General features: G+C 46.7%; 27 protein-coding genes. 25 read left to right on the plus strand and 2 right to left on the minus strand.

Annotated elements, in window-relative coordinates; all coding sequences use genetic code 11:
- Positions 1-112: 112 nt before the first annotated feature.
- Together VRK_RS17300 and VRK_RS17305 are read left to right on the plus strand one after the other, a co-directional pair.
- Positions 113-1129, plus strand: a complete 1017-nt coding sequence (locus tag VRK_RS17300) for a 1-aminocyclopropane-1-carboxylate deaminase (RefSeq protein ID WP_059122534.1) — start codon at positions 113-115, stop codon at positions 1127-1129.
- A 768-nt stretch (positions 1130-1897) separates the two neighbouring features.
- On the plus strand, positions 1898-3199 hold the full coding sequence (locus VRK_RS17305) for an anaerobic C4-dicarboxylate transporter (protein WP_059122535.1): 1302 nt from the start codon (positions 1898-1900) through the stop codon (positions 3197-3199).
- Positions 3200-3273: 74 nt separating this feature from the next.
- On the opposite strand, the gene VRK_RS17310 is transcribed toward VRK_RS17305, so the two are convergent.
- Complete coding sequence (locus VRK_RS17310; protein WP_059122536.1) at positions 3274-3963, minus strand: LexA family protein; 690 nt, start codon at positions 3961-3963, stop codon at positions 3274-3276.
- 286 nt (positions 3964-4249) lie between these two features.
- Here VRK_RS17310 and VRK_RS17315 point away from each other — a divergent pair, with 286 nt between their 5' ends.
- The 7 genes from VRK_RS17315 to lysC all read left to right on the plus strand — a co-directional run bounded on the left by VRK_RS17315 (position 4250) and on the right by lysC (position 7622).
- A complete protein-coding gene (locus tag VRK_RS17315) occupies positions 4250-5104 on the plus strand; it encodes a conserved phage C-terminal domain-containing protein (RefSeq protein ID WP_059122537.1) in 855 nt (284 codons plus the stop codon).
- 7 nt (positions 5105-5111) lie between these two features.
- The gene (locus tag VRK_RS17320) at positions 5112-5786 is read left to right on the plus strand and encodes a replication protein P (protein ID WP_082671427.1); all 675 of its coding nucleotides are present in this window, start codon (positions 5112-5114) and stop codon (positions 5784-5786) included.
- Positions 5787-5789: 3 nt separating this feature from the next.
- Positions 5790-6167: a hypothetical protein gene (locus VRK_RS17325; protein WP_059122539.1), complete on the plus strand. Its 378-nt coding sequence runs from the start codon at positions 5790-5792 to the stop codon at positions 6165-6167.
- A gap of 89 nt (positions 6168-6256) precedes the next feature.
- Positions 6257-6535 carry a hypothetical protein gene (locus VRK_RS17330; protein WP_059122540.1) on the plus strand — a complete coding sequence of 93 codons (279 nt, stop codon included), beginning with the start codon at positions 6257-6259 and terminating at the stop codon, positions 6533-6535.
- Positions 6536-6561: 26 nt separating this feature from the next.
- Positions 6562-7098 carry a lysozyme gene (locus VRK_RS17335; RefSeq protein WP_059122541.1) on the plus strand — a complete coding sequence of 179 codons (537 nt, stop codon included), beginning with the start codon at positions 6562-6564 and terminating at the stop codon, positions 7096-7098.
- A gap of 43 nt (positions 7099-7141) precedes the next feature.
- The gene (locus tag VRK_RS21340; protein WP_139344115.1) at positions 7142-7426 is read left to right on the plus strand and encodes a hypothetical protein; all 285 of its coding nucleotides are present in this window, start codon (positions 7142-7144) and stop codon (positions 7424-7426) included.
- The gene (lysC, locus tag VRK_RS17345; RefSeq protein WP_197413170.1) at positions 7413-7622 is read left to right on the plus strand and encodes an Rz1-like lysis system protein LysC; all 210 of its coding nucleotides are present in this window, start codon (positions 7413-7415) and stop codon (positions 7620-7622) included. The genes VRK_RS21340 and lysC overlap by 14 nt, the downstream gene beginning before the upstream one ends.
- A gap of 342 nt (positions 7623-7964) precedes the next feature.
- On the opposite strand, the gene VRK_RS20735 is transcribed toward lysC, so the two are convergent.
- Positions 7965-8216, minus strand: coding sequence for an Ogr/Delta-like zinc finger protein (locus tag VRK_RS20735; RefSeq protein WP_021019862.1), 252 nt, complete (start codon positions 8214-8216; stop codon positions 7965-7967).
- Positions 8217-8280: 64 nt separating this feature from the next.
- Between VRK_RS20735 and VRK_RS17355 the strand changes: the two genes are divergently transcribed.
- The 16 genes from VRK_RS17355 (at position 8281) to VRK_RS17430 (ending at position 22861) form a co-directional block, all read left to right on the plus strand.
- Positions 8281-8625 (plus strand): hypothetical protein, encoded by a 345-nt coding sequence (locus tag VRK_RS17355; protein ID WP_059122544.1) that lies wholly within the window; start codon positions 8281-8283, stop codon positions 8623-8625.
- Positions 8626-8713: 88 nt separating this feature from the next.
- Positions 8714-9199: a phage tail protein gene (locus VRK_RS17360; protein ID WP_059122545.1), complete on the plus strand. Its 486-nt coding sequence runs from the start codon at positions 8714-8716 to the stop codon at positions 9197-9199.
- Positions 9200-9362: 163 nt separating this feature from the next.
- Positions 9363-10481, plus strand: a complete 1119-nt coding sequence (locus VRK_RS17365) for a DUF2586 domain-containing protein (protein WP_059122546.1) — start codon at positions 9363-9365, stop codon at positions 10479-10481.
- On the plus strand, positions 10478-10933 hold the full coding sequence (locus VRK_RS17370) for a phage protein (protein ID WP_059122547.1): 456 nt from the start codon (positions 10478-10480) through the stop codon (positions 10931-10933). The genes VRK_RS17365 and VRK_RS17370 overlap by 4 nt, the downstream gene beginning before the upstream one ends.
- A gap of 200 nt (positions 10934-11133) precedes the next feature.
- The gene (locus tag VRK_RS17375) at positions 11134-11415 is read left to right on the plus strand and encodes a putative phage tail assembly chaperone (protein ID WP_059122548.1); all 282 of its coding nucleotides are present in this window, start codon (positions 11134-11136) and stop codon (positions 11413-11415) included.
- Positions 11416-11423: 8 nt separating this feature from the next.
- Positions 11424-11603, plus strand: coding sequence for a DUF6890 family protein (locus VRK_RS17380; RefSeq protein WP_021019856.1), 180 nt, complete (start codon positions 11424-11426; stop codon positions 11601-11603).
- A 26-nt stretch (positions 11604-11629) separates the two neighbouring features.
- Positions 11630-13318, plus strand: a complete 1689-nt coding sequence (locus VRK_RS17385) for a phage tail tape measure protein (RefSeq protein WP_157371949.1) — start codon at positions 11630-11632, stop codon at positions 13316-13318.
- Positions 13308-13640 (plus strand): DUF2590 family protein, encoded by a 333-nt coding sequence (locus tag VRK_RS17390; RefSeq protein ID WP_059122550.1) that lies wholly within the window; start codon positions 13308-13310, stop codon positions 13638-13640. Before VRK_RS17385 ends, VRK_RS17390 begins: the two co-directional genes overlap by 11 nt.
- On the plus strand, positions 13637-14842 hold the full coding sequence (locus VRK_RS17395) for a baseplate J/gp47 family protein (protein ID WP_059122551.1): 1206 nt from the start codon (positions 13637-13639) through the stop codon (positions 14840-14842). The genes VRK_RS17390 and VRK_RS17395 overlap by 4 nt, the downstream gene beginning before the upstream one ends.
- On the plus strand, positions 14835-15404 hold the full coding sequence (locus VRK_RS17400) for a phage tail protein (protein WP_059122552.1): 570 nt from the start codon (positions 14835-14837) through the stop codon (positions 15402-15404). The genes VRK_RS17395 and VRK_RS17400 overlap by 8 nt, the downstream gene beginning before the upstream one ends.
- Before the next feature lie 11 nt (positions 15405-15415).
- Positions 15416-17206, plus strand: coding sequence for a tail fiber protein (locus VRK_RS17405; RefSeq protein WP_059122553.1), 1791 nt, complete (start codon positions 15416-15418; stop codon positions 17204-17206).
- Between the two features lie 89 nt (positions 17207-17295).
- The gene (locus VRK_RS17410; protein ID WP_157371950.1) at positions 17296-18186 is read left to right on the plus strand and encodes a hypothetical protein; all 891 of its coding nucleotides are present in this window, start codon (positions 17296-17298) and stop codon (positions 18184-18186) included.
- A 110-nt stretch (positions 18187-18296) separates the two neighbouring features.
- A complete protein-coding gene (locus tag VRK_RS17415; RefSeq protein WP_059122555.1) occupies positions 18297-20042 on the plus strand; it encodes a phage tail-collar fiber domain-containing protein in 1746 nt (581 codons plus the stop codon).
- A 2-nt stretch (positions 20043-20044) separates the two neighbouring features.
- Positions 20045-20398, plus strand: coding sequence for a hypothetical protein (locus tag VRK_RS17420; protein ID WP_157371951.1), 354 nt, complete (start codon positions 20045-20047; stop codon positions 20396-20398).
- Positions 20399-20426: 28 nt separating this feature from the next.
- Complete coding sequence (locus VRK_RS17425) at positions 20427-22457, plus strand: phage tail-collar fiber domain-containing protein (protein ID WP_059122557.1); 2031 nt, start codon at positions 20427-20429, stop codon at positions 22455-22457.
- The gene (locus VRK_RS17430) at positions 22454-22861 is read left to right on the plus strand and encodes a hypothetical protein (protein ID WP_059122558.1); all 408 of its coding nucleotides are present in this window, start codon (positions 22454-22456) and stop codon (positions 22859-22861) included. The genes VRK_RS17425 and VRK_RS17430 overlap by 4 nt, the downstream gene beginning before the upstream one ends.
- Positions 22862-22863 lie beyond the last annotated feature (2 nt).

The raw sequence follows: 22863 nt of genomic DNA on the forward strand, positions 1-22863 counted from the left end.
AAAAAAATGATAATAAATCGAAAGCACATTTCATTTCGGATTGAGTAATCTAAATGCATATCCTTTCAAACAGGATTGATTGGACTGGTCATCGTATAAAAGGAAATCTGTCATGAAATTGGAAAAGTTTAAACGCTATCCGCTTAATTTTGGTCCGACCCCGATTGAAAAGCTCAGCCGCCTGAGTGAGTTTCTGGGGGGCGAAGTTGAAATTTATGCCAAGCGGGAAGATTGCAATTGTGGGCTGGCTTTTGGCGGTAACAAAATTCGTAAACTGGAATATATTGTCCCTGAGGCGCTTGCCAGTGGCGCGGATACGTTAGTCACCATCGGTGGCGTGCAGTCAAACCACACCCGTCTGGTGGCCGCGACGGCTGCGAAAATCGGCATGAAATGTCGGCTGGTTCAGGAAAGCTGGGTGCCATTTCAGGATGCGGTCTATGATCGTGTGGGGAATATCCTGATGAGTCGGGTGATGGGGGCTGAGATTGAGCTTGTCGATGAAGGGTTTGATATCGGGATTCGCGAAAGTTGGGAAAATGCGATCGAAGATGTGAAAGCCAAAGGCGGTGTGCCATATCCGATTCCTGCCGGAGCATCTGAGCATCCATACGGTGGGCTGGGGTATGTCCGGTTTGCCGAAGAAGTTCGTGAACAAGAAGCCGAAATGGGCATCAAATTCGATTATATCGTCGTGTGTACCGTGACTGGTTCGACAATGGCCGGAATGGTGGTCGGTTTTGCGGCAGATGGTCGGGCGCAGAAAGTCATTGGCATTGATGCTTCAGGTACGCCGGAGAAAAACCATGAGCAGGTTTTGCGTATTGCACGGCATACGGCTGATTTAGTCGAACTGGGTCAGGAAATCACTGCAGAAGATATCATCATTATGGATGACTATGCTTATCCGGCTTATGGCGTTCCTTCTGATGAAACTAATGATGCGATTCGAATTGCCGCTCGTACGGAAGGGATGATGACTGATCCGGTTTACGAAGGAAAATCGATGCAGGGTTTAATTGATCTGACGCGCAAGGGATTCTTTCCGAAAGGTTCTAAAGTATTATATGCACACTTGGGCGGTGTCCCTGCAATTAATGCCTATAGTTATATTTATCGCAACGGCTAATTGATTAAAATCAATTTACTCATTTATATCTGGCACAACATTTGTTGTGTCAGATTTCTTTAATATGTTGATTATTTTATTTAGATCAATTTTTATTTATTTATTTTTTGGTCAATAATAACATGCACCAAAAAGGTGATCTAAGTACTGTTATTTTTGCGTTGGTACGGTATGATGAAACTCAAAATCAGGATGGATTTTTAAACTAATCTTTGTTCAGAAAGGATTCTTATATTTTAGTGACAGGTAATCATTGCATGATTTCCGACATAATAAACTAAGGATTCTTGATGATTAATATGAGAGATGTTTCCCATTTTTATCTATCCGTCTCCCTCAATCAGGTTAACCGAGCAAGCCTCCTTTCGTTTTTTCTATTGTCACTGAATATGAAACAATAATAAGAGTTATCAATTTAAGTCATCTATTTTATCTATAGGAAATAATTAAAGTTCAATCGATTGCTTCAAATTATCAATTGTTTCAAATGTAAATGTTGCGTGTTTTTTATTTGTAAATTTAGGAAAAATATTGATTTCATAAATATATTTTTGTGATAAGGAAGTTATCTATCGTTTGACTTCCTGTAACAAAAAGCAAGACGGAATTCGTAAATTAAAGTCTTTATTGAATGGTTGAGACGTAAGGGATTTTAGTTTGTGAGAGGGTGCTTGCAATGGATCTGCTATCAATTGCCCCACTAAGTCATTATTCGATATTGGAATAAAAATTATTAATTAAAATACAATAACTTAACGAGGTATCATCATGGTAGCAGTAGAGCTGTTTATTGTCCTGCTCTTCATTTTTCTCGGCGCCAGAATTGGCGGTATCGGCATTGGATTTGCCGGTGGGGCAGGTGTCATCATTTTGACAATGGGATTGGGTATGCACGCTGGTACCATCCCGGTCGATGTTATTTTAATCATTATGTCCGTGATTACTGCAATTGCAGCGATGCAAGTTGCCGGTGGTATGGACTGGCTGGTTGATCTGGCAGAAAAGTTTTTAAGAAAAAATCCGAAACAAATTACCTTTTACGCGCCTATCGTAACTTTTATGATGACACTCTTGGCGGGCACTGGTCATACGGCATTTTCAACCTTGCCGGTTATCGCTGAAGTGGCGAAAGAGCAAAAAGTCAGACCGTCACGTCCTCTGTCTATTGCGGTGGTTGCTTCTCAAATTGCGATTACGGCATCCCCGATTTCTGCAGCGGTGGTATTTTTCTCCGGGATTCTTGAACCATTAGGCGTCGGTTATCTGATGCTGCTGGCTGTTTGTATTCCAACCACGTTTGCGGCTTGTATGGTCGGTGCTTTTGTGGCGAATTTCTTAGGCAAAGATCTGGAAGATGATCCGGTTTATCAAGAACGTCTGGCAAAAGGTCTGATTAAAGTTCGTGGTGCGACCAAACGTGAGATTCTACCGTCTGCGAAGACGTCGGTTTATATCTTCGTCATTGCGATCGTTGCTGTGGTTGCTTATGCAACAATGATTAGTAAGGCGGTAGGTTTGATTACTGACCCTGCAATCGGTCGCAACCAAGCGATTATGGCGATTATGCTGATGGCAGCAACAGCAATCATTTTGTTTACCAAAGTGGATGCTTCAAAAATCAGCTCGGTTTCAACATTTAAATCCGGGATGAGTGCCTGTGTCTGTGTACTTGGGGTGGCTTGGTTAGGTGATACCTTCGTTTCCGGTCATATCAACGAAATTAAAGAATTATCTGCACATATTCTTGAACAATATCCGTGGATGCTGGCAATTACGTTATTCTTTGCGTCAATGCTTCTTTACTCTCAAGGTGCGACGACGACGGCATTGATGCCGGCTGCATTGGCTATCGGGGTTGCTCCGTTAACTGCGGTCGCTTCTTTTGCTGCGGTCAGTGCACTCTTTGTGTTGCCAACCTATCCGACATTATTGGCGGCAGTGGAGATGGATGATACCGGGTCAACTCGAATAGGTAGCTACGTCTTTAACCATCCTTTCTTCATTCCGGGAGTTGTAACCATTGCTTCAGCAGTGACATTCGGATTTATCTTCGGTGGGATGATTCTGTAACAGACTTGTTGTTTGAACTGAAGAGGGGGAGCGTGAAGCTCCCCTTTTTTTACGATTGATTATCTAACGATTATCTAAATGGGCTTCATATGGGCAATCACTGTCCCGATGATCTGACAGTTGCCATTAATCGATAAAAAACGCAGCTCCGGAGGATAGGAAGGATTGAGTGCCTTCAGATATTTCTTATTATCAATCACTTGTATCTGCTTGAATGTAGCTTCTGCCGAATCGGTCAGCATTGCAATGACAAACTTGTTGTGTTCTGGCTCGACCAGGTTCGGATCAATAAAGATCAGATCGTTTTCCTCAAACCGGGGTTCCATTGAGTCTCCCCGAACCCGAAGAATATAAGTACCGGGGCCACTATGCACCGGGCAAGGATAATATTCGTATTCGTCAGGTGCGTACGGCGTCACGGCTTCAGAAAAATCGCCGGCTTTTACCCAAGAAATCACCGGACACATGGTTGAGACCGAAGGACCGTTGCTGACGTTTGCCTGCGACGATGAGTCGGAGTGATCGGCATTGGCAGAATTGGTTCCGTATACGATCCATTCCGGTGAACATCCTAATGCTTTAGACATTGCCAGTAATAAGCGATCTTTCATACTTGACTGAATGCCGTTTTCGATCTGGCTGATCGTAATTCGGTTCAGACTCAGTGATGAATCTATCTCTTTCACCCGGGCTGTCAGCATGTCTTGGGTGAGCCCTAAACTTTCTCGTCTGGCTTTGAGCCGTTCGCCTAATTCAACAATCATAAATCACAATCCCCGTGATGACGGGATATCCTCAACTGGTTGTTTCTTGTTAGAACCCTGACCGGTGTTCGCATTCAGAGTCCTCATCATAGCCCTTTTCAATTCAAGTATACAGCTCTTTTGTAATGATTTTTACACAAATAAAGAAAATTTTATTACGTCATTATATTTACACTGAATGAAAGTTTTCTTACTATGGCTATCAAAATTGTGGTGAGGCGTTGGATCCTTACCCGTTTTTCAGTATGGCAAAGACGTGATATTTCGGCGGTTGAAAGGTGGATTGATGAGTATTAGACGGGCCAAACGGGATCAGTGTTTTACGTTGGTCGGCAATCATATTTTTCAGGAGGGACATTTATCCTTTCAGGCGATGGGGATGTTGACTTATCTGCTATCGAAACCGGATCACTGGCAGGTCAGCCCGGCTCATTTAGCAAATGTGACACAAGGATCTGCGAAGAAAACCGGCCGGGATGGCGTCTATGCCATTTTGAAAGAGCTGCGGCAAGTCGGTTATGTGATGACCCAAAAGCACGCCAGCGGAGAGATTGAATACATTGTTTTTGATGAACCAAAAACGGTTTATCCGGATGAGGTAATTCATGCTGTTCCTTGCTCTGAAACGGATAAGCCAGATCTGGCTGAACCAGATCCGGCTCAGACGACACAAGTAAGGACGGATCCAAAACAAAAACGGAATGATCAATTATTGATCCTTGCACGGCCGGTTGCAAAAGAGACCTCTGTTTTGACTGCGCAACCCAATCAGAAAGGCATGCAAGCTGTTGTTTTTCATCTGAATAAAATGGCACAAACACGCTTTCAGCCCAAAGGCCAGACAGCCGGTTTAATCATGGCTCGTCTGCAGGAAGATTTTTCAGTTCAGGAACTGATGGCTGTGATAGATCACAAAGTTCGAGAGTGGGGAAATGATGCCCGAATGCGCCAGTATCTGCGCCCGTCCACGCTGTTCAATATGAACAAATTTCCGGGTTACCTCTCCCAAGCCCGGTATGTGAACGAGAACGTGACTGCGGGACATTCACCCCGCAACTGGGAGCCTGATGACGAAGATACCGGTTGGATCGATGCGTTACATCTGTTTCCGAACGACATAACTGATTCAGTACACCGGTGAGGAATCGATGATGAAACCAATAACCTATGAAGCAATCCAGCATGAACTGAAAATTTTGTCGGCTGATGGTGCAACTTCCGCAGAGCAGCAGTCTCCGGATACTTTTGCCGCGCAGATCGTCAACATGATTTTACGTGAGTTACGGGGGATTCATCCGGGTTGGCGAGCTTCAATCCGAAGTGAACAGGAATATGAAACTCTCAAACTGAACTACGTCAAAGCGATGATGGAACAAGGGGTGAATACCATGGTGCAAGTGCAGCGCGGTTTGCGGATGGCCCGGGCGAACCCATCTGATTTTATTCCCGGACCGGGGAAATTTTGCGCCTGGTGTCTGGATGATAATGCATGGCTGTCGGCTTATCAGCGCATGATGACGCAACGCGCACCACAAAGCCGTCTGGAACGGTTAGTTCGTAATGAATGTGAGTTTGATACGCGGACATTGAGTCAGGAAAAATCCAAGCGGCTGTTTGAAAAAACTTATCACAAATGGCTACAGCGTGAACGGAATGGCACCTTACCACAGCAGCCTGCCCGATTACCTCCGCGAACCGTAACGACTGAATTTGATCGGCTACGTGGTGAGCGTGGGGTGCCGGATCCGAACACTTTAACCGGCATATTTAAACGTGTCGCTGAGCTAGGGCAGCGGCATCAGAGCAACAAAATGGGGAAATAAATCATGGAATTTACCACAGTAGAAATCAACGCCATGCGTAAAGAACTGATGAATCATGCATTCTCAGCTTTGGTTCGGCGAATGCCGATGAATAAGTGTAAAGCTTATGAATATATTGCCAATTATCTCGGTGTGAAGTACAGCACAGTGACCAATATGGTTCAGAAAGGGATTTCTGCAAAACATGCATCCGGCCTGTCTGCGATTGCGGCCCGGTTTAAAACCCGGATGTACCACTATCAATTTGCCCCGACCGATGCCATTTGTCTGGCATGGCTGGAACATGATTACCGCTGCGATAAAGGGAAGCATCCCAGTAAGCATCTGTTCAAGCATTGGGATCGGGAAATGAGCAAATTACATATTTATGAGGATGCATAAATGTTCCACAACAGATCTGGTGAGGTTCATAGCAGTGCATTCAACATCACTACAAATCGTTTTTTCTGCCGGACAGGAGAAATGCAACGATGAGTCTTTTTTCTTTTAAAACCGGACAGGGGGGAGCAGTTATTTCTGAAAAAGCAACGATGTCAATTGCTGTTGGAAGTGGTACGGGGGTTGGAGTCAGTGTTGCTCAGGGTGCTGAGAATTATCAGTCGATGATGAATTCAAGTTTACATGACATTCTGGCAGGAAACTTTGTCTGGTACGGTTCAGATATCGCTTTCCTCATTGGCACGACCTTATCCGTGATCGGCATTGGTATTACATTGATGCGTTTGTTTCTGTTTCAGTCACAAAGGTAAAAAATAAAAGTTAGATAGAGGTCAGCATGAAATATAACCGATTGATCGGGACGGTGCTTTTCGGCGCTGTGGCGATTACCGGCACACTTGAAGGTCAGCGCAATCAGGCTTATCAGGATCCCGGCGGAGTGTGGACGGTCTGTTTCGGAGAAACAGCAGGCGTGCGTCAGGATATGTCTTATAGTGATCAGCAGTGTGCAATGATGCTTGCCAGCTCTCTGAATTATCACAATGAACCACTGGAAAACCTGCATTATCAACTGCCACCAAACGTCCATATTGCCGCCCTTGATTTCAGCTATAACCTGGGAACGAATGCGCTACGCCGTTCAACCCTCTATCGCAAACTGAAGCAACGGGATATTGAGGGGGCGTGTCAGGAGTTTAATCGCTGGGTATATCTGAACGGCAAAGATTGCCGTGTGGCACAAAACCGCTGCCGGGGTATCGTCACCCGCAGAGAAATTGAAACCCAGCTTTGTCTGGGGCAGATTTCAGTCAGGGATGCTTTGATGAAACTGGGACATACCCCCTCAGATGCAGAGGTGATGTATGATCTTTAAAGGATATGTAAGACTTGGCATTTTTCTGTTGCTTGGGTGCGGAGTGGGAAGTGTCGTTCTCAGAGTAAAATGGTTGGTTGCTGAGAATGAAAAACTGACGGCTCAGGTCTCTCAATCCAGTGTACAAATTATGATGCAGAAAAATGTACTGGCTCAGGTGTCTCAGGAACGCGAACAGATGAATCAAATTCTGATCAGAAGAGCCCGGAACAGTGCTGATAATGAGGAAAAACTACGCCATGAGATTCAAACATTGCAACAGGAAATATCCGGTCATCCTTGTGTTGTCCCTGCTACTGTTACTGAACGGTTGCGTGAATCATACTGAATCCCAACCGGTCATTCAGACACAGTATGTTGTGCCGCCGGAAGGGATGATCGTTCCTTGTTATAAACCCAGTATCAGCGGCACTTGGCCAGAGGTTATCACTGAAGATATTCCCCGCCTGAAGTCTGCATTGAGCCAGTGTGCTGCGCGGGCAGATGATTATCTGCAATGGCGAGCTTCTAAAGTCACACCTTGATACGACTTCCTACAGTATTCTGAGATGGCCGGTCAGGATAATCGTATCAATCTGTTTACCTACCCATCATAAAAATCTTTCTGGTTATTCCTGAAGCGGGGACTGCTTCAGGGAACAGGAAGATTTTTTTATGTCTGATGGTTTTATATGTCAGGTTTCGCTGATGTAACTCGGTTTATTGAGGTCTTTTGGGGATGAATATGAAAGGTAATTTACATCTTGTGTGTGAGATATTACAGGGAAAAGATCCTGAAAATAGACGGGATATGCAGGCGGAAAAAATTCAGTCAGCCGGTTCAGAAACATGGTCAAAACGGCTGACTGAAAGGGAGAGAAACAGATTTAGATTAAGGATAATTCTTGTTGTAGGCTGGCGCGGCTTTCGGGAGGCAGTGACTTGATTAGGTTGCAGACTAACTGGTTGGCGGCCTTGGCTGAAGGGCTCAGAGTGTGGCTGTAAGATAGATTCATAACGAAGGTGTGACCGCACTCGGGATCACTACAACTACAGTACAGATCAGCATGACTGTTGGTAATCCGGTTCGATTTTTGGATCCGGCTTTTTTGACCACACTCAGGGCATAACACTCTCATATTTATACCTTTCCCTCTGATGAATAATTGACTCGATTATAACAACAATGATGGCATCTACCTAGTGGAATGTAAAAAAACTTACCATAAAGTGCGAACAATCACCGGACAAGCCCGGCTCTGTCTGACCTGCGTCGGTTTTTGGCTATCCAGACCATCTATTCAGACCACAATGATCACTCATTTATCCCCGTCAATCTCTGATCAAGTGACTCCGCAATGCAGCGGTGTTGTACAAAATATCGACAAAAATCCCCACATCAACGCTTATTTTCTCCTGATTAATTCCAGTCTGTTCCGTTTTACCCAGTATCCGAATCAGGCCGAATCCAACATGATGCAGCATTTTTTCAGACCGAGTATTCTGCTCTCAACCCGAATGAAACGGGGAAACAAAACGAAATTGTAATCAGATAAGAATTTGATATTAAAAATAAAATATCAAATTCAAATGGTTCTGTTTCTGGAAAGGTAACCCACAGTAAGGTGACAGTTTCATGGCTCAGTATGAAGCGGGCGACAAGCTCAGAAACTTTAAAACATTCATTGAAAGCTGTGTCGGAGATGAAATTGCACAAACCCTGACGAGCCAAATGAAGAATATTTCTCTGGGTTTGGACAGTCAGTCTTTGGGCAACGGTTGTCAGTTAATGAGACTGCGTTATCACGCCCGTCTGGCATTCAATAATTTTCCGCATCTCACCTATAGCCCTGCGGTGCTATTTGCCAATGTCGGCGCCTGGCTGATGGATCACGATCCTGACCGGGAAATGGCTGCGGTTCTGAACAATCCAATGATTGAGATGACAGCGGTTGATGAAACTCATTCAACGATTGTGATCGATGTTGAGTTTGAAGAACCCGTCAGCGTGACAGAAGACGCAGCAGGGCCGATTTACTGGCGTGGTAAACAGTGGCGTATTGATACATATGAAATCTGGGTGGCGGAAATATTAGGTGATTTCACGACAGGTCGGCGTTAAGCGGCCGGGGATTGCAGAATACTGTTTCTGATTCACTCAAACCAAAGGCGATCCAATCCCGGTCGGGATTGGATCACACCAAGCGGTTGTTTGGCATTGTAAGTTAGCGATATGACAAGCAAGCAGAGCAATCGGATGATCACATTAAATAGGAGCGGATAACATGGCGTGGCCCAGCGTTATTATTAATATTAAAAACATGATGAAAGGTCCCATTGCCGGGGTGGAATATCATTTTCTGTTTGTCGGATACGGAACGGTTTCCGGTGCAGAACGTGAGTTAACGGTTGTTGATGCTTCAACCGATCTGGAAGCCGCATTAGCTTCAGCCGGAGAATCCCTGCGGACGACCGTGATGGCTGCGAAGCTCAATGGTGGCAGTGAATGGACTGCCGGGGTGATGGTACTTGATCAAGCCGATGACTGGAAAGATGCAGTGCGTAAAGCCAATGAAACTGCAAGTTTCGAAGCATTTGTACTGGATTTCCCAGCAGCGGATAAAACCTTGCTTGAAGATGCGATTGCAATGCGCACTGAGCTGAAAAATGCACTTGGCCGGGAAACATTCGCAGTGTGCTGTCTGCCTGAAATCAATCATACCGACGCAACCAACGGCGAAACGTGGGAAGCGTGGTTAGCGAAGTCAGTTGCGATTGTTGACGGTGTTGCCAGCCAATATATTACGGTCGTGCCATCGGTTCATGCAGATGGTTCAACACTGGGTAAGTATTGTGGCCGTTTGGCCAATCAGGTGGATGCATCGATTGCCGATTCTCCGGCACGGATTAAAACCGGTAGTGTGGTCGGATCAACTGATTTTCTGACCGACAAAGATGGCAAAGCGTTAGCTCTGTCTGTATTGAAAACACTGGAATCGAATCGCATTTCCTGCCCGATGTGGTACCCGGACTATGACGGTCAATACTGGACAACCGGTCGTACCCTCGATGTGGAAGGCGGTGACTTTCAGGACATCCGTCATATTCGTGTCGCGATGAAAGCTGCCCGTAAAGTCCGTATCCGTGCCATTGCCCGCATTGCGGATCGCACATTCAACTCGACACCGCAGAGTGAAGCACAGGCAAAACTGTTTATGACGCAGGATCTGCGTGAAATGGCACTGACCGGCAATCCGGGTGAAATCTATCCACCGGAAGATGATGACATTCAAATCAAGTGGGTCAACAGCACTGAAGTTGAAGTTTATATGGCTGTTCAGCCGTATGAATGCCCGGTCAAAATTACTGTTGCAATCTATATCAGCCAAGGAGATAAAGCATGAGTGCCCGTTTTTCCGGTCGTAGCTTTGATACGACACTATTTGGAGTGTATGTCCATGTTAAAAGTGCGACAGCAACAATCAGTGATGAGTCAGCCGTTGCCTTTACTCGTGGTGTGACAGACGGTTATACCGACGGTAAAGTCAGCTGTGATGTTGAACTCGAAATGGATCTGAAACAGTTCCAGAAAGTCCATGCAGCCGCAAAAGAAGCCGGCAGCTATCGTGATATCAAATTACAGGATATCCAGTTTTATGCTCATAACGGTGAAGATGAAGACAAAATCGAACTGTACGGTGTGAAATTCCTGGTTTCCGATCTGCTTAATATCGATTCAGAAAGTGCCGATAAATCGACTCGCAAACTGAAAGGTTTTGTCACCAGCCCGAACTTTGTCAAGATCAACGGTGTGCCTTATCTGTCTCAGGCCGATACACGCAATCTCATTGGCTAATTAGGCCCCGATTCCAATCACGGGGGAACAGCCTGACATGATCAGGTTCGCATTCGACCAAGGCTGAGAAAATCATCGAGAAACCACTATGTATCAGGGTCAGCCCTGAGGGATTTCTGCGGCCTGAATTGTCGGTTGTGCCCCACTTACACATCAATTTTATATGTGCCTTGTGGCATTAAACAAAGAGAGAAAGAGAGATGACTAAAGCTGCTTTTACCATTAAACCGGTTGTTGTCACGATTGGTGAAACTGATTTTACGTTTAAACCGACTGTTAACGATGCCAACAACTATACCAACCATGTGTCTATGGACAGCAAAGTTGAACCGGCACGGACTTATCTTGAGCGCACCGTTGATGCGGAACAGAAGAGTGAACTGGTTGAACTGATGAATACGGTTCCCGGCCTGGTGATGGAAGTCTTCAGTCTGGTGCATGAATCTTCTAAAGGCGGGATTTCAATTACCCTAAAAAACTAACAGAGCGGGTGAAGCGCATTGAAACCAACGGGTTGGAACAGGCGCTCACCCTGCGGCGACATTACTTTCCCGACGGAGAGGATGAACCGCAAGAGTTAGCAAGGGCGCTCTGGCTCGATCAACATGAGAAAGAGCGCATGGAAGTCGCGGTTATGAGTGCAGTTGCGAGGTTATTTAATCACCGATGAACGATTCAGTCTTAATAGAAATCAATATGATTGATAAGTTGACTCAGCCTTTGACCGGTGTTGTTGACCAGATCAATCAGATTGTCCAAACCGCCAGTAGCGATTTTGACAAGGTAAAATCCAGTGCCTCAGATGTCATCCAGACGTTTACTGAAATGGGAACATCACTTGAACCTGTATTGACCATGGATTGGGATGTCGGAGGTATTGACTCTCTGGAAGATGTCGGTCGCATTCTTGAGCATGTTTCTGAAGCATCGAGCGAGATTCTCTCGCTCGGTCTCGGGAGTCAACTGGTCCAAGTATTTAAAGATGCTGAAGGAGGTATCAATAAATTTGCTGACAATCTCGATCAGGGGATAGATAAGGTTATCGAAACATTTGATCTGGCGAAAGCCAAGGTCAAAGATTTTTCCGGTGCTGCCAAAGCGCAATTTGCGGCGGTGTCACAACGAACCCAGAATTTCATTCAGACTGGTAAGGGACTGGCTACCTCGTTTTCGAGTGCTGGGGTCAAGGGATTTGCCAGTGTTGCCAAGGCGCAATTTGCAGCCTTGTCTCAACGAACACAATCTTTTCTCAGTCATGTGAAAAACATCGGGACGGCCTTTTCTGCCGGTGGGCTGAAAAATGGCGTCAAGAATCTTGCGGCCTCAGTCAATCAGCAATTGACCAGTATTTCGCAAAAATCAGCAGGATTGTCTGGCATGGGCGGGCGAGTACAACAGTTTCTGGGGCCTATTTCTTCCTCGCTTGATAATGTTAAAAATAGTCTCTCTCAGGGGATGGGGGAAGGCGTTGCTAAAGTCACCGCATTAGGTGAAAAGTTTCCTTTTCTTGCCGGCGGCACAGCGTTTGTTGCTGCCGGTATGACATCGCTTGATGGGGTCATGAAATCGGCTTCCGGTACTTTAGGTGGTGTACAAAGTGCGATCACATTGGTCTCTGATTCTGCCGGTATTTTCCAAAGCGTCATGGGATCGGCTTCAACAGTGATCACTACATTTCAGGGAGTGATGGGAGCCATGTCAAACGTGATGACTGTGTTTGGCCGATTGATTCCCAGCGTCTCGACTGCAATGGCGGTCATGACTAGTCCGGTAACATGGATTGTTTTAGGTATCGTCGCACTGATTGCAGCTGTCTATTTGATTATTAAATATTGGGACGATTTGGTTGCAGCCATGTCGAAAATTGAGATTTTCCAGCAAATCGGCAATTTATTTGGCTGGTTGGGTGAGATGTGGGGACAGTTTGTTTCTTATCTCTCCGGAACAAGTTTAGGTGCAGTTTTCGCTAATATTTTCAATGAGATAAAAGTATACGTTGATAAAATTATCGGAATGTTCAAATCGATCGGATCTGGTATCTCTTGGATTGCCGGTAAGCTCGGTATTTCAATTGGCAGTGATGACGCTGAAAAAACTGAACAACATGTATCAACGGAGGCTCGAGCGTCTGAGAATATTCAGAAACAGGTTCAACCCGTTACCCAAACATCGGCATCCGTCAGTGAACCTTCGGGTGGGAATGATTCAGTGATGGCTTACAAACGCCAACAGAACACTTTGCCTTCCGGCATGGTGCAAAACATGACCAGTACGCAAAGCCAACAGGTGAGTGAAGTGAAACGCTTCGGTGACATTTACATCACTGCGCCGAATGGTTTAACGCCGGATCAACTCGCAGAATGGGATGAAATCAATGTCGGATAAACAGTATATCGATATCAAAGTCGTCGATGGTGGCTGGGATATGGATGCCGGGCAGCAGCCAACCCTTTGTAGCGATGCTTACAGCATCGCGCAGGATGTCAAGCATGCCATCATGGAATCCGGTTTAGCCAGAGAGCTTCAGGCTGAACGAAATCCAGTATTACGCGCCAATGTGCTGCTGCAAATTGAACAAATTGCGGAAAACGATCCCCGGATTATTCCGGGGACAGCCACCGTAACCGGAGATGTCTCCGGTACCGTCGGGCTCTCTGCTCAGGCATATGACAGCGAGGACATTATCAATACAGAGGTGAACACATGAGTAACAGACCCCAAGCCGATTTTTTAACTATTCTGGCGGAATCCGGCGTTCCGCTGACCGAGCAGGCATTAGAAGACCAACTGAAAACGGAAGTGTCAGCGGCTGGCAGTCTATTGTCGAATGATTCTGAAATGTCACCGTTCTGGCGCTGGGTTCGGGCGGCGGTGGTCAAACCCGCGTTATGGATGACCCGCACGCTGTTGGTCACGCATGTGATGCCGAATATGTTCGTGGCAACTGCGGAGCGTTGGGCCTTAGAGCTGAAAGCGTGGGAACTGAATGTTGAACCGAAACAAGCGGTGAAAACCCAGGGTTATCTGACGATGACCAAAGAGAATATCAATGATGAAGTGCTGGTCGAACGTGGCGTGTTTGTTCAGACTCTGGCCATTGAAGGCGTCGTGTACCGAGTCAAGGTCACTGAAGATACGGTGATTCCTGCCGGACAGGTAAGCGGACAGGTTCCCGTTGAGGCTGAGCAGGCCGGTGTCGCTTATAACCTGCCGGCAGGTTATCTCAATATTCTGCCGACCGAAGTTGCCGGGATTGTTTCTGTTATCAATGAAGCAGGCTGGATTACTCGCTTGGGCGCCAATGAAGAGACCGACGAAGAGCTCGCATTGCGGCTCCAAAATGCCTTTACCGGCTCCGGTGAGTGGCATATTAACGATGTTTACCGTTCGATTATTGCCAGTGTTGCGGGCATTCGCAGTGACAATATTTTCTTCCGCAATACTGGCGATATCACACCGGGGACCGCAGAAGCCTTGATTCTGGTGGAAGTGGGAGAAACACCGCAGTCGATTATTGAAACACTGAATGACTACATCATGAATCAGGGCCATCACGGTCACGGCGATGTGCTGACCTGTAAGCCGATTCCTGAGACGCGTCATGATGTGATTGCCGATGTGGTGTTGGCAAAAAATCTGACGGTTGCACAGATGGCGGAAACGCTTCAGGAAGTCAGAGATCGGATTCGGGCCGCATTTCGTGAAACCAAAGCGTATGACGAAATGACCCGCGCAGCCCCCCAGAGCCGGTTCAGTATCTCCCGTATGGCGACGGAGATTCACAACAACATGGCTAACGTAAAATCCGTGCGCATCACGCTTGATGGTGAGATTCAGGAAGATATCGTCAGTGGCTATACGCAGCCACGTTTAAAATCTTTAACGGTTGGGGAATTAGCAGATGAGTGATCAAAATGCACCTCAAATGGACAAGATTGTGATTCCGTGGTGGGAAGACGGCGAAACAACGTCAGATACGGTGAAAGAACCTTATTTTCTGACCCGGGGCGTGACCGCGTTCCTGAATAAAATTCGCTCAGGTTTGCTGTTTCCGTTACAGCAGATTGATGCGCTGACCTGCCATGAATCCTTGCTGAACTTACTGGCTTGGGATCGTGATATTCAGCGCTTTGCAGGAGAACCGCTGAGTCTGTTTCGAACACGGGTGAAGTATGCGGCGATTAATGCCAAAGATGCAGGCAGTGTGGCGGGGTTCAAACGCATTTTTGCCCGGTTGGGTATCGGGATTGTGGATTTTAAAGAACGACAAGATCCCACTGAGTGGGATGTTTGTCTCATCCAGTTAACCGACAGCGATATATCAATGAATACCCGGTTACTCCAGACATTGATTCGCCAGTACGGTCGCACTTGTCGTCGTTACCGTTTCCAAATTGTCTATCCGTCAACGGTGACACTGGCTGCCAACGGATTTCATCAAACTTTTGTACTGTATAGTGCTTCACTATAAGGGAGGAGATCATGAGTCAAGTCGCAATTCCTTTGGCGTTTGAAAGCTATCTGCAAGAGCGAGTGCTCAACGGCCTGGCACCGGATATGAATGAGATGATCTTTGCTTATCTGCCGGACTTGGATCCGGAGCAGGTGATTGATCGCCATTTAGGATTACCCGCGCCAAGTTATTGGGTGTATCGACAGGATGTGACCCAGAAGGCAAGGCTGAACAATGATTCAGTGGCTTATTCGGTGGTGATTCCCAGCGAGGTAGAGGCGTTTACTTTCAATGCCATCTATCTGCATGACAAACAGACTGCGGATTCTTGTGGTCTGGTGGTGCACAAAAGCGCGGAAACCAAAGAGCCGGGGATGTCGAGTGTTCGCACTTGCGTGCAGCAATATACCGGTGCCGCAAGGGCAGCCAAGATTACCGTGACCCCGGAGAGCTGGCAGATCGATTATCACGCTCGTTTGTATGGTATGGATGACAACTTACGTTTGGCATGTTTTGATCTGTTCGGCACTGCGTCGTTTTTTGCCGATGGTTTCATGGTGCAGTCTGGTGATAGTCAGTATTTCTGCGCAGCCGGAACCGGTTATGTTGCAGGTCTGCGTTGTGTCAATGAACAACCGGTTCAACTCCCTGATGTTCAGGCTGGATCTAAAATTTACTTGGATGTCTGCTGGCAGGGACAGGTTGTCAGCCGCTGGATGACGAACTGGAAGTTAATCGCGAGTACCACCCCGTTAACCGACTATGTTGAAGACGGTATTCAGCACTATATCGCGCCAATCGCGCAGATTGAAGCGGATGGCCGTGTGACGGATCTGCGGCATTTAGGGTTGGACGAAAACAAGTTGCCGGATGCGACAAGTGTGGCAAAAGGTGCGGTCGTATTAGCCACCGACCATGAAGCAAATACAGGACAGGGGACGGGTATTTTATCTGCCCGGCAACTGAAGCAAGCTTTAGGTCAGTTTGGCAGTTTCGGGACAGCCATCGATTTAGGCGTAATTGAAAATAATGCGAAATTCGATCCGGTTCCAACCGGCTTGCTCCACTTTGCATCCAGTTTGATTTCCGGTACGCAAACCGAGTATCAGGGAATAAAAGTCCGACATCCCAGCGGCGATTACTCTGTCATCGCTGGCGGGTATCACGCGGGCAATAATACCTTGGTTATGTATCACTCGCTTGGAAAAAAATGGACAGAAGTCCTGATGGGGGAGGATGCCAGTACGATGTGCCCAATAGGTTCGCCCCAACCATGGCCGACAGATACCGCGCCTGACGGATGGGCGATCATGAAAGGGCAGGCGTTTGATACAAAAGCTTATCCCGTGCTGGCTGCTTTATATACGGACGGGGTTTTACCGGATATGCGCGGGTTGGCGATTGTCGGGAAGAAAGATGAGGACAATATTCTCGCTTATGAAGTCGATCAGGTGAAAAACCATGGACACCCTGATTCATCCGTTGCCAGTACCGATTTAGGTGGTAGAAATACAAATGGTGGGGGGGATCATGAGCACTATTTGTTTAGAAGTGGTAACACTGCACCTCAGTCCGGGGCATCTAATCTGTCATCCGGTAATTATCCTGTCTCGGGAACAGGAGCAAGTAAGCTGTACGAAGGGTACAACATCATGGCGACAGGTAATGTGTCTAACGTTGGCCGATCGAGTCGCTCCCCACAACATATACACTCTATGTCTATCGGTTCACACGCTCATAGTGTTGCAATTACCGCATTCGGTGCAACTCAGAACACTATCAAAAATAGGAAATTTAACTGGATCGTGAGGTTGGCATAATGTACTCAATTGTCAATAAAACATGCTGTTTAGAGGTTTCAAGAATCTCTGGTGATGGTTACTGGTTGGGTAACGGTCAAGAGCAGGTTATGCAAGGTACGGCTTTAGGAATGGACTGTACAACAGTAATTTTTATACCGAGCTGTGAAGGGATGACGGGGAAATATAATCGTGAAACCGATCAGTGGTCTGAAATTGTAGACAACACGCAACAACCATTTTGGAATCAGAATGGTTTGGAGCAGCGAGTTGATACACCTGAAAGTGATTTTCCCGAGTGGGCTATTTTTGAAAAACCACCTACATATAACCGCCAAAAAGAGACTATAAATTTTGAAGATGGTCAATGGGTGGTTTATGAAAATCGACTTGGCGAACCTTACTATGATGAGTGGGGGAATGAATTAAGAGTTACTGAATATAATTTTAAACTGCCAGACAGTCATACATTTTTAAAACCATTCAAGCCAGCTGAAGGTTATGTGATTCGATTAGTGGATGGACAGTGGAAAGAACTCGCTGATCATCTCGGTAAAACGGCCTATGCAAAAGATGCTAGTCAGCCGGATATAACAATTAGTCAACTCGGCGAAATTCCTGATGGTTACACGCTGAAAGAACGTGGCAAATTTACAGCATGGGATGAGACGGTAAATGATTGGGTTTACTCACAAGCGCTTGAACAACCAATAAAAGTCGATGAAGAAAAGCAATGGCGAAATATGGTGTTAAAAGAGGTGCTTGATCGCATCGATCAATACGAGAAAGACCAGAACTATGAGCCACATTACCGGACTTCCTCCTTGAGTGATACCGAGTATTTAGGCTTGCTCGGTTATCGGAAACTGCTGTGCGATTACCCGGACAGTGATGGTTTTCCGTTTGGTGAGCGTCCTGTTCTGTCATATCCCGAGCCGGTTGCAGAACCACCGAAGCCAACCATGATGCAGCGTGTGCTGAACAAAGTGAAGCCTCGCTGAGGGCGCAATAGACATCACAGGTCATTCAAAAGACGATGACGGCAAGGCCGACCATAGATAGCTGTAATGCTGTCGGCCTCTGCACATCGTGATTACAGAAAGGTTTTATTATGAGTCAAGTTGTTATTCCTCTGGAATTTGAACGCTATTTGCAAGATCGGCTGGTCAATGGGCTGGCCCCGGATATGAATGAGATGATCTTTGCTTATCTGCCGGATTTGGATCCGGAACAAGAAATTGATCGTCATCTGGGATTACCGGATCCGTCTTACTGGGTCTATCGTCAGGAGATTACCCAGAAAGCTAAACTCCACGATGATGCTGTCATCTATTCGGTGGTGATTCCCGGCGATGTTGAGGTATTTACCTTCAATGCGATTTATTTACATGACAAACATACCGCACATTCCTGTGGTTTGGCGGTGCACAAAATCGCTGAAACCAAAGAGCCGGAGATGTCGAGTATCCGTTCTTGTGTGCAGCAATACTCCGGTGCTGCAACTGCGGCAGATATTTATGTGACTCCGGAGAGTTGGCAGATCGATTATCAGGCTCGTTTGTATGGCATTGATGACGATTTACGTTTGGCATGTTCTGATCTGTTTGGTGCCGCTTCATTTTTAGCGGATGGCTTTTTGGTCAAGTCTGTTGATGGAACCTATGTTTGTGAAGCCGGAACGGGATATGTGGCAGGGCTGCGCTGTGTCAATCACCGCCAGACCGACATCGCAGATGTCGTGCCAGATTGCGGGATTTATCTCGATGTGAGCTGGCAGGGAGACGTGCAAAGCCGTTGGGCAAGCCAGTGGAAAATCACCGCCAGTAATACAGTTTTGACGGATTATGTTGTTGACGGTGTTCAGCATTATGTCACGCAAATTGCCCGGATTGAAACGGACGGCCGGGTAACGGATCACCGTCATCTGGGGCTGGATGAACATAATCTTCCCGATGCAACAACCCAGTCAAAAGGGACGGTTGTTTTAGCGAGCGATGAACAAGTGAATGCCGGTCAAGGCGCTGGCGTGGTGTCGCCGCAGCAGTTAAAGCAGGCATTGGGGCAATTTGGTACATTTGGTTCACCGGTGGATTTAGGCATCGTAACGGAAGATGCACAATTAGATGCTGCACCGACAGGATTGCTCCATTTTTCAGCTGGCGCCCAGAAAGAGAGCCAAGGAATCAAAATCCAGCATCCGGATGGCTATTACTCTGTGATTGCCGGTTCAGACAATCACAACAATCCCAGTGTGTTTCTATATCAGTCTATCTCAGGGACATGGCGACGACTCACCACTGACAATGACATTCAGCGCAGTTTTGTCGGGATGATCGCTGATTTTCAAATCGCTGCGCCGAGACCCGGCTGGTTGAATGCCAACGGAGGCGAAGTCTCCCGCACCACTGATGCAATTTTGTGGCAATACGCCCAAGATGCCGAGCTGATCATTGAGCAGGCAACCAAAGATACTGACCCGATGAAATATGCTGCCTATTTCGGTGACGGAGATGGCTCAACTACATTTACTTTGCCAAATTTTCATCTGGGACATTTCCGCCGTGGTGCGACATCTGGTGTGGTGCACGGTACAACACAAGGGGATGCGATTCGGAATATTACTGGTACCACTCAGGCGCAGCATGCTCAATTCATTGGCAATCCACCATATGACATTCAGGATGGAGCGTTGACATCAATACCCAGCTCCGCAACAAACATTAAGACAGCAAAAGATGGTACTTCCAACTTTTTTAGTCATTTTAAATTTGATGCATCACGTGTTGTCCCCACTGCGGAGGAAAACCGCCCCTATACCGTCAATATTGCTGTGAAAATTTTCAGAGGATGGCTATGAACATGAACAGAAAAATAACCGCATATCATTATTCGTCTGAGTCTGGCTTATTGGTCGGCACCAGCCCGGCCTTTATTGAATATGGCTATGATCATTATATCAAGCCGCAATGTGCCACATTCACGCCGCCACCGGAGTTCGATAGCGCCACCCAGCAGTGCCGTTATCTGCCAGAGAGCGATAGCTGGCAAGTTGAAGCAAGGTCTGAAGTGAAAGAAGAGCAGACTGAAACTTCGTTATCGACGCAAGCGGAGCCGTCGGGAGATGCGCCATCAATTACGGATCAACAAACGTTATCTGCACCAGCGAAACCCAGCGCCATGCGACGGCTGCTGAACCGGCTGACTTCCCGCTGAGTCACAGAGCATATCTGAATGATTAATCATGCTGACGGTTGAAAGCTTATGGCAGTTTTCTGGCCGGGCAGCAAATAAGAGGAAGGTGTTTATCATGAGTCAGGTTGTGATTCCTTTAGAATTTGAGCGTTATCTGCAAGATCGCATCATTAACGGGCAAGCCCCGGATATGAATGAGATGATTTTTGCTTACATCCCTGATTTAGATCCGGAACAACCAATTGATCGCAATCAGGGGCTGCCGGATCCGTCGTACTGGGTCTATCAACAAGATGTCACGCAGCAGGCGAAGTTAAATGATGACGCAATCATTTATTCGCTGGTGATCCCCGGTGATGTAAAAAAATTTATATTTAATGCGATTTACTTGCATGACAAGCAGACCGCCAATTCATGCGGTTTGGTGGTGCACAAAATGACAGAGACCAAAGAGCCGGAGATGTCGAGTGTTCGTTCCTGCGTGCAGCAATATTCAGGGGCGGCCTCGATTGCGAAGATTCACGTGACGCCGGAAAGCTGGCAGATCGATTATCACGCCCGCTTGTATGGTATCGATGACGACTTACGCTTGGCATGTTGGGATCTGTTTGGGGATGCATCATTTCTTGGTAATGGGTTTCAGGTTAAAGCGTCAGATGGTGGTTATCAGTGTTCTCCCGGTGTCGGATATGTGGGCGGATTACGTTGTGTGAATGACGCATTAACAACTCTCTCCAACGTGCAGGCTGGGGATGGCATCTATCTGGATGTGAGTTGGCAGGGGGAGGTGTTGAGCCGCTGGGCAACGCAGTGGAAACTGGTGGTGAGTGCCACACCTTTAACCGACGATGTGGATCACGAAACACAACACTATGTGACTCAGATAGCCGCAGTGAAAGCGAATGGCAGTATCACCGATCTGAGACATTTAGGTATTGATGAGAGTAAGCTTCCCAACGCGACCACAACGAGGAAAGGGGTGGTAACCCTGGCGACTGACGGCAATGTCAAAACTGGCAAAGGCACAGGTGCTATCTCTCCGCGGCAATTGAAACAAGCGTTGGATCAGTTCGGGGGATTTGGTCAGCCTGTCGATTTGGGCATGATTACTGATAATACTGCATTGGATAGTGCACCGACAGGGTTAATTCATTTTGCCTCTGATCTGATTACAGGCAAATCAACAGAGTGTCAGGGGGTGAAAATTCAGCACCCGGATGGTCATTACTCAATTATTGCCGGGTCAGGGAGCCAGCAGGAGTCCGCGCTCTTTTTCTACCATTCGGTACAAAATAAATGGAGTACCACACTGACACACAGAACGTTATATGTGGAGAATTTATTGAAAGGCAATCAGAACTGGAATGTCGAAGGCGATGCAGGTGAGTTAACCACATCCCCCCAGAATTTTGCAGCAGGACAGGAATTCTCCCATGGATGGTTTTGCGGCTCTGATGTGACAGGTATCTATCTTGATTCACAGACTGGCGCGGTATATGCCACGGCTGGAATGATATTCAGGGAATATCCATTATCTACCACGGCAGGATTGTATGCATCTGTCACTGATGCTAATGGCCGACAAACCTATGCCGACGCGTTGGAGACTAACGGTATCCGGCTGGCTGTTGATCAAGCGACGGGTCAGGTTCGACTTACGATTGATCTCTCGGTGTATACCTCGGGGATTAAAATTGCAGCGCTGTCTTACGGGCGTGGCTTGATTCCGGTGATTTCTGATGATGATTCAGAACGGGCAGCGCGCGGCGGATATATTTTAATTAAAGATGTTAGAAGTCGTACCAAAATTTGGCCTGATGGCACATGTGATATATCGATGAGAGCAACATCAGGTAAAGCGGCAACTGCGTATCGTAATCCATTGCCGATTACTATAAAAACTTTTTCAACTGAACTAGGTGACTCAGCAACAGCAAATCATTGGGGAGGGGACGCTGAAGTCATTATTGTTATTGATTCCGAAAATATGCCTAAAAGTAATAATGATATTTGGCTACGAACCAATCATCCAACAATCAATGTTGACACTCTAATTCACATTAAAGCGAGGGTGGCATGAATATCAGATATTTCTTAACCGATGATGGTCTGATTCGTACGGAAAAAGCCTTAAAAGTCAATCGTGTCGATTATTCAGCATTTGTGGAACTTTCTGAACAACAGATTGAAGAGTTTGTCATCAATGCACCGCCGGAAGGCAAGCAGCGAGATAGTTTGTCGTGGATCGATATGCCGGTTGTAGTCACGGCAGAATCTGAATACCAATGGGTTCAAAAAGAGCTGGCTGATGTCGATATCCAGCTCAAGTATCACGCCACCTGCGATACAAAGAGACAGCAACTGACCGCTGAAGACTGGTATGGCTATGCGATTGCTTTGCGCGATTACACCACTACGGATGACGCAGGTAATCCGGTGCTGGTGGGGAATACCCGCCCAATCCGGCCAACGGACGAGGGCTAATT

The sequence above is a fragment of the Vibrio sp. MEBiC08052 genome (assembly GCF_001506075.1).
Classification (GTDB): domain Bacteria; phylum Pseudomonadota; class Gammaproteobacteria; order Enterobacterales; family Vibrionaceae; genus Vibrio.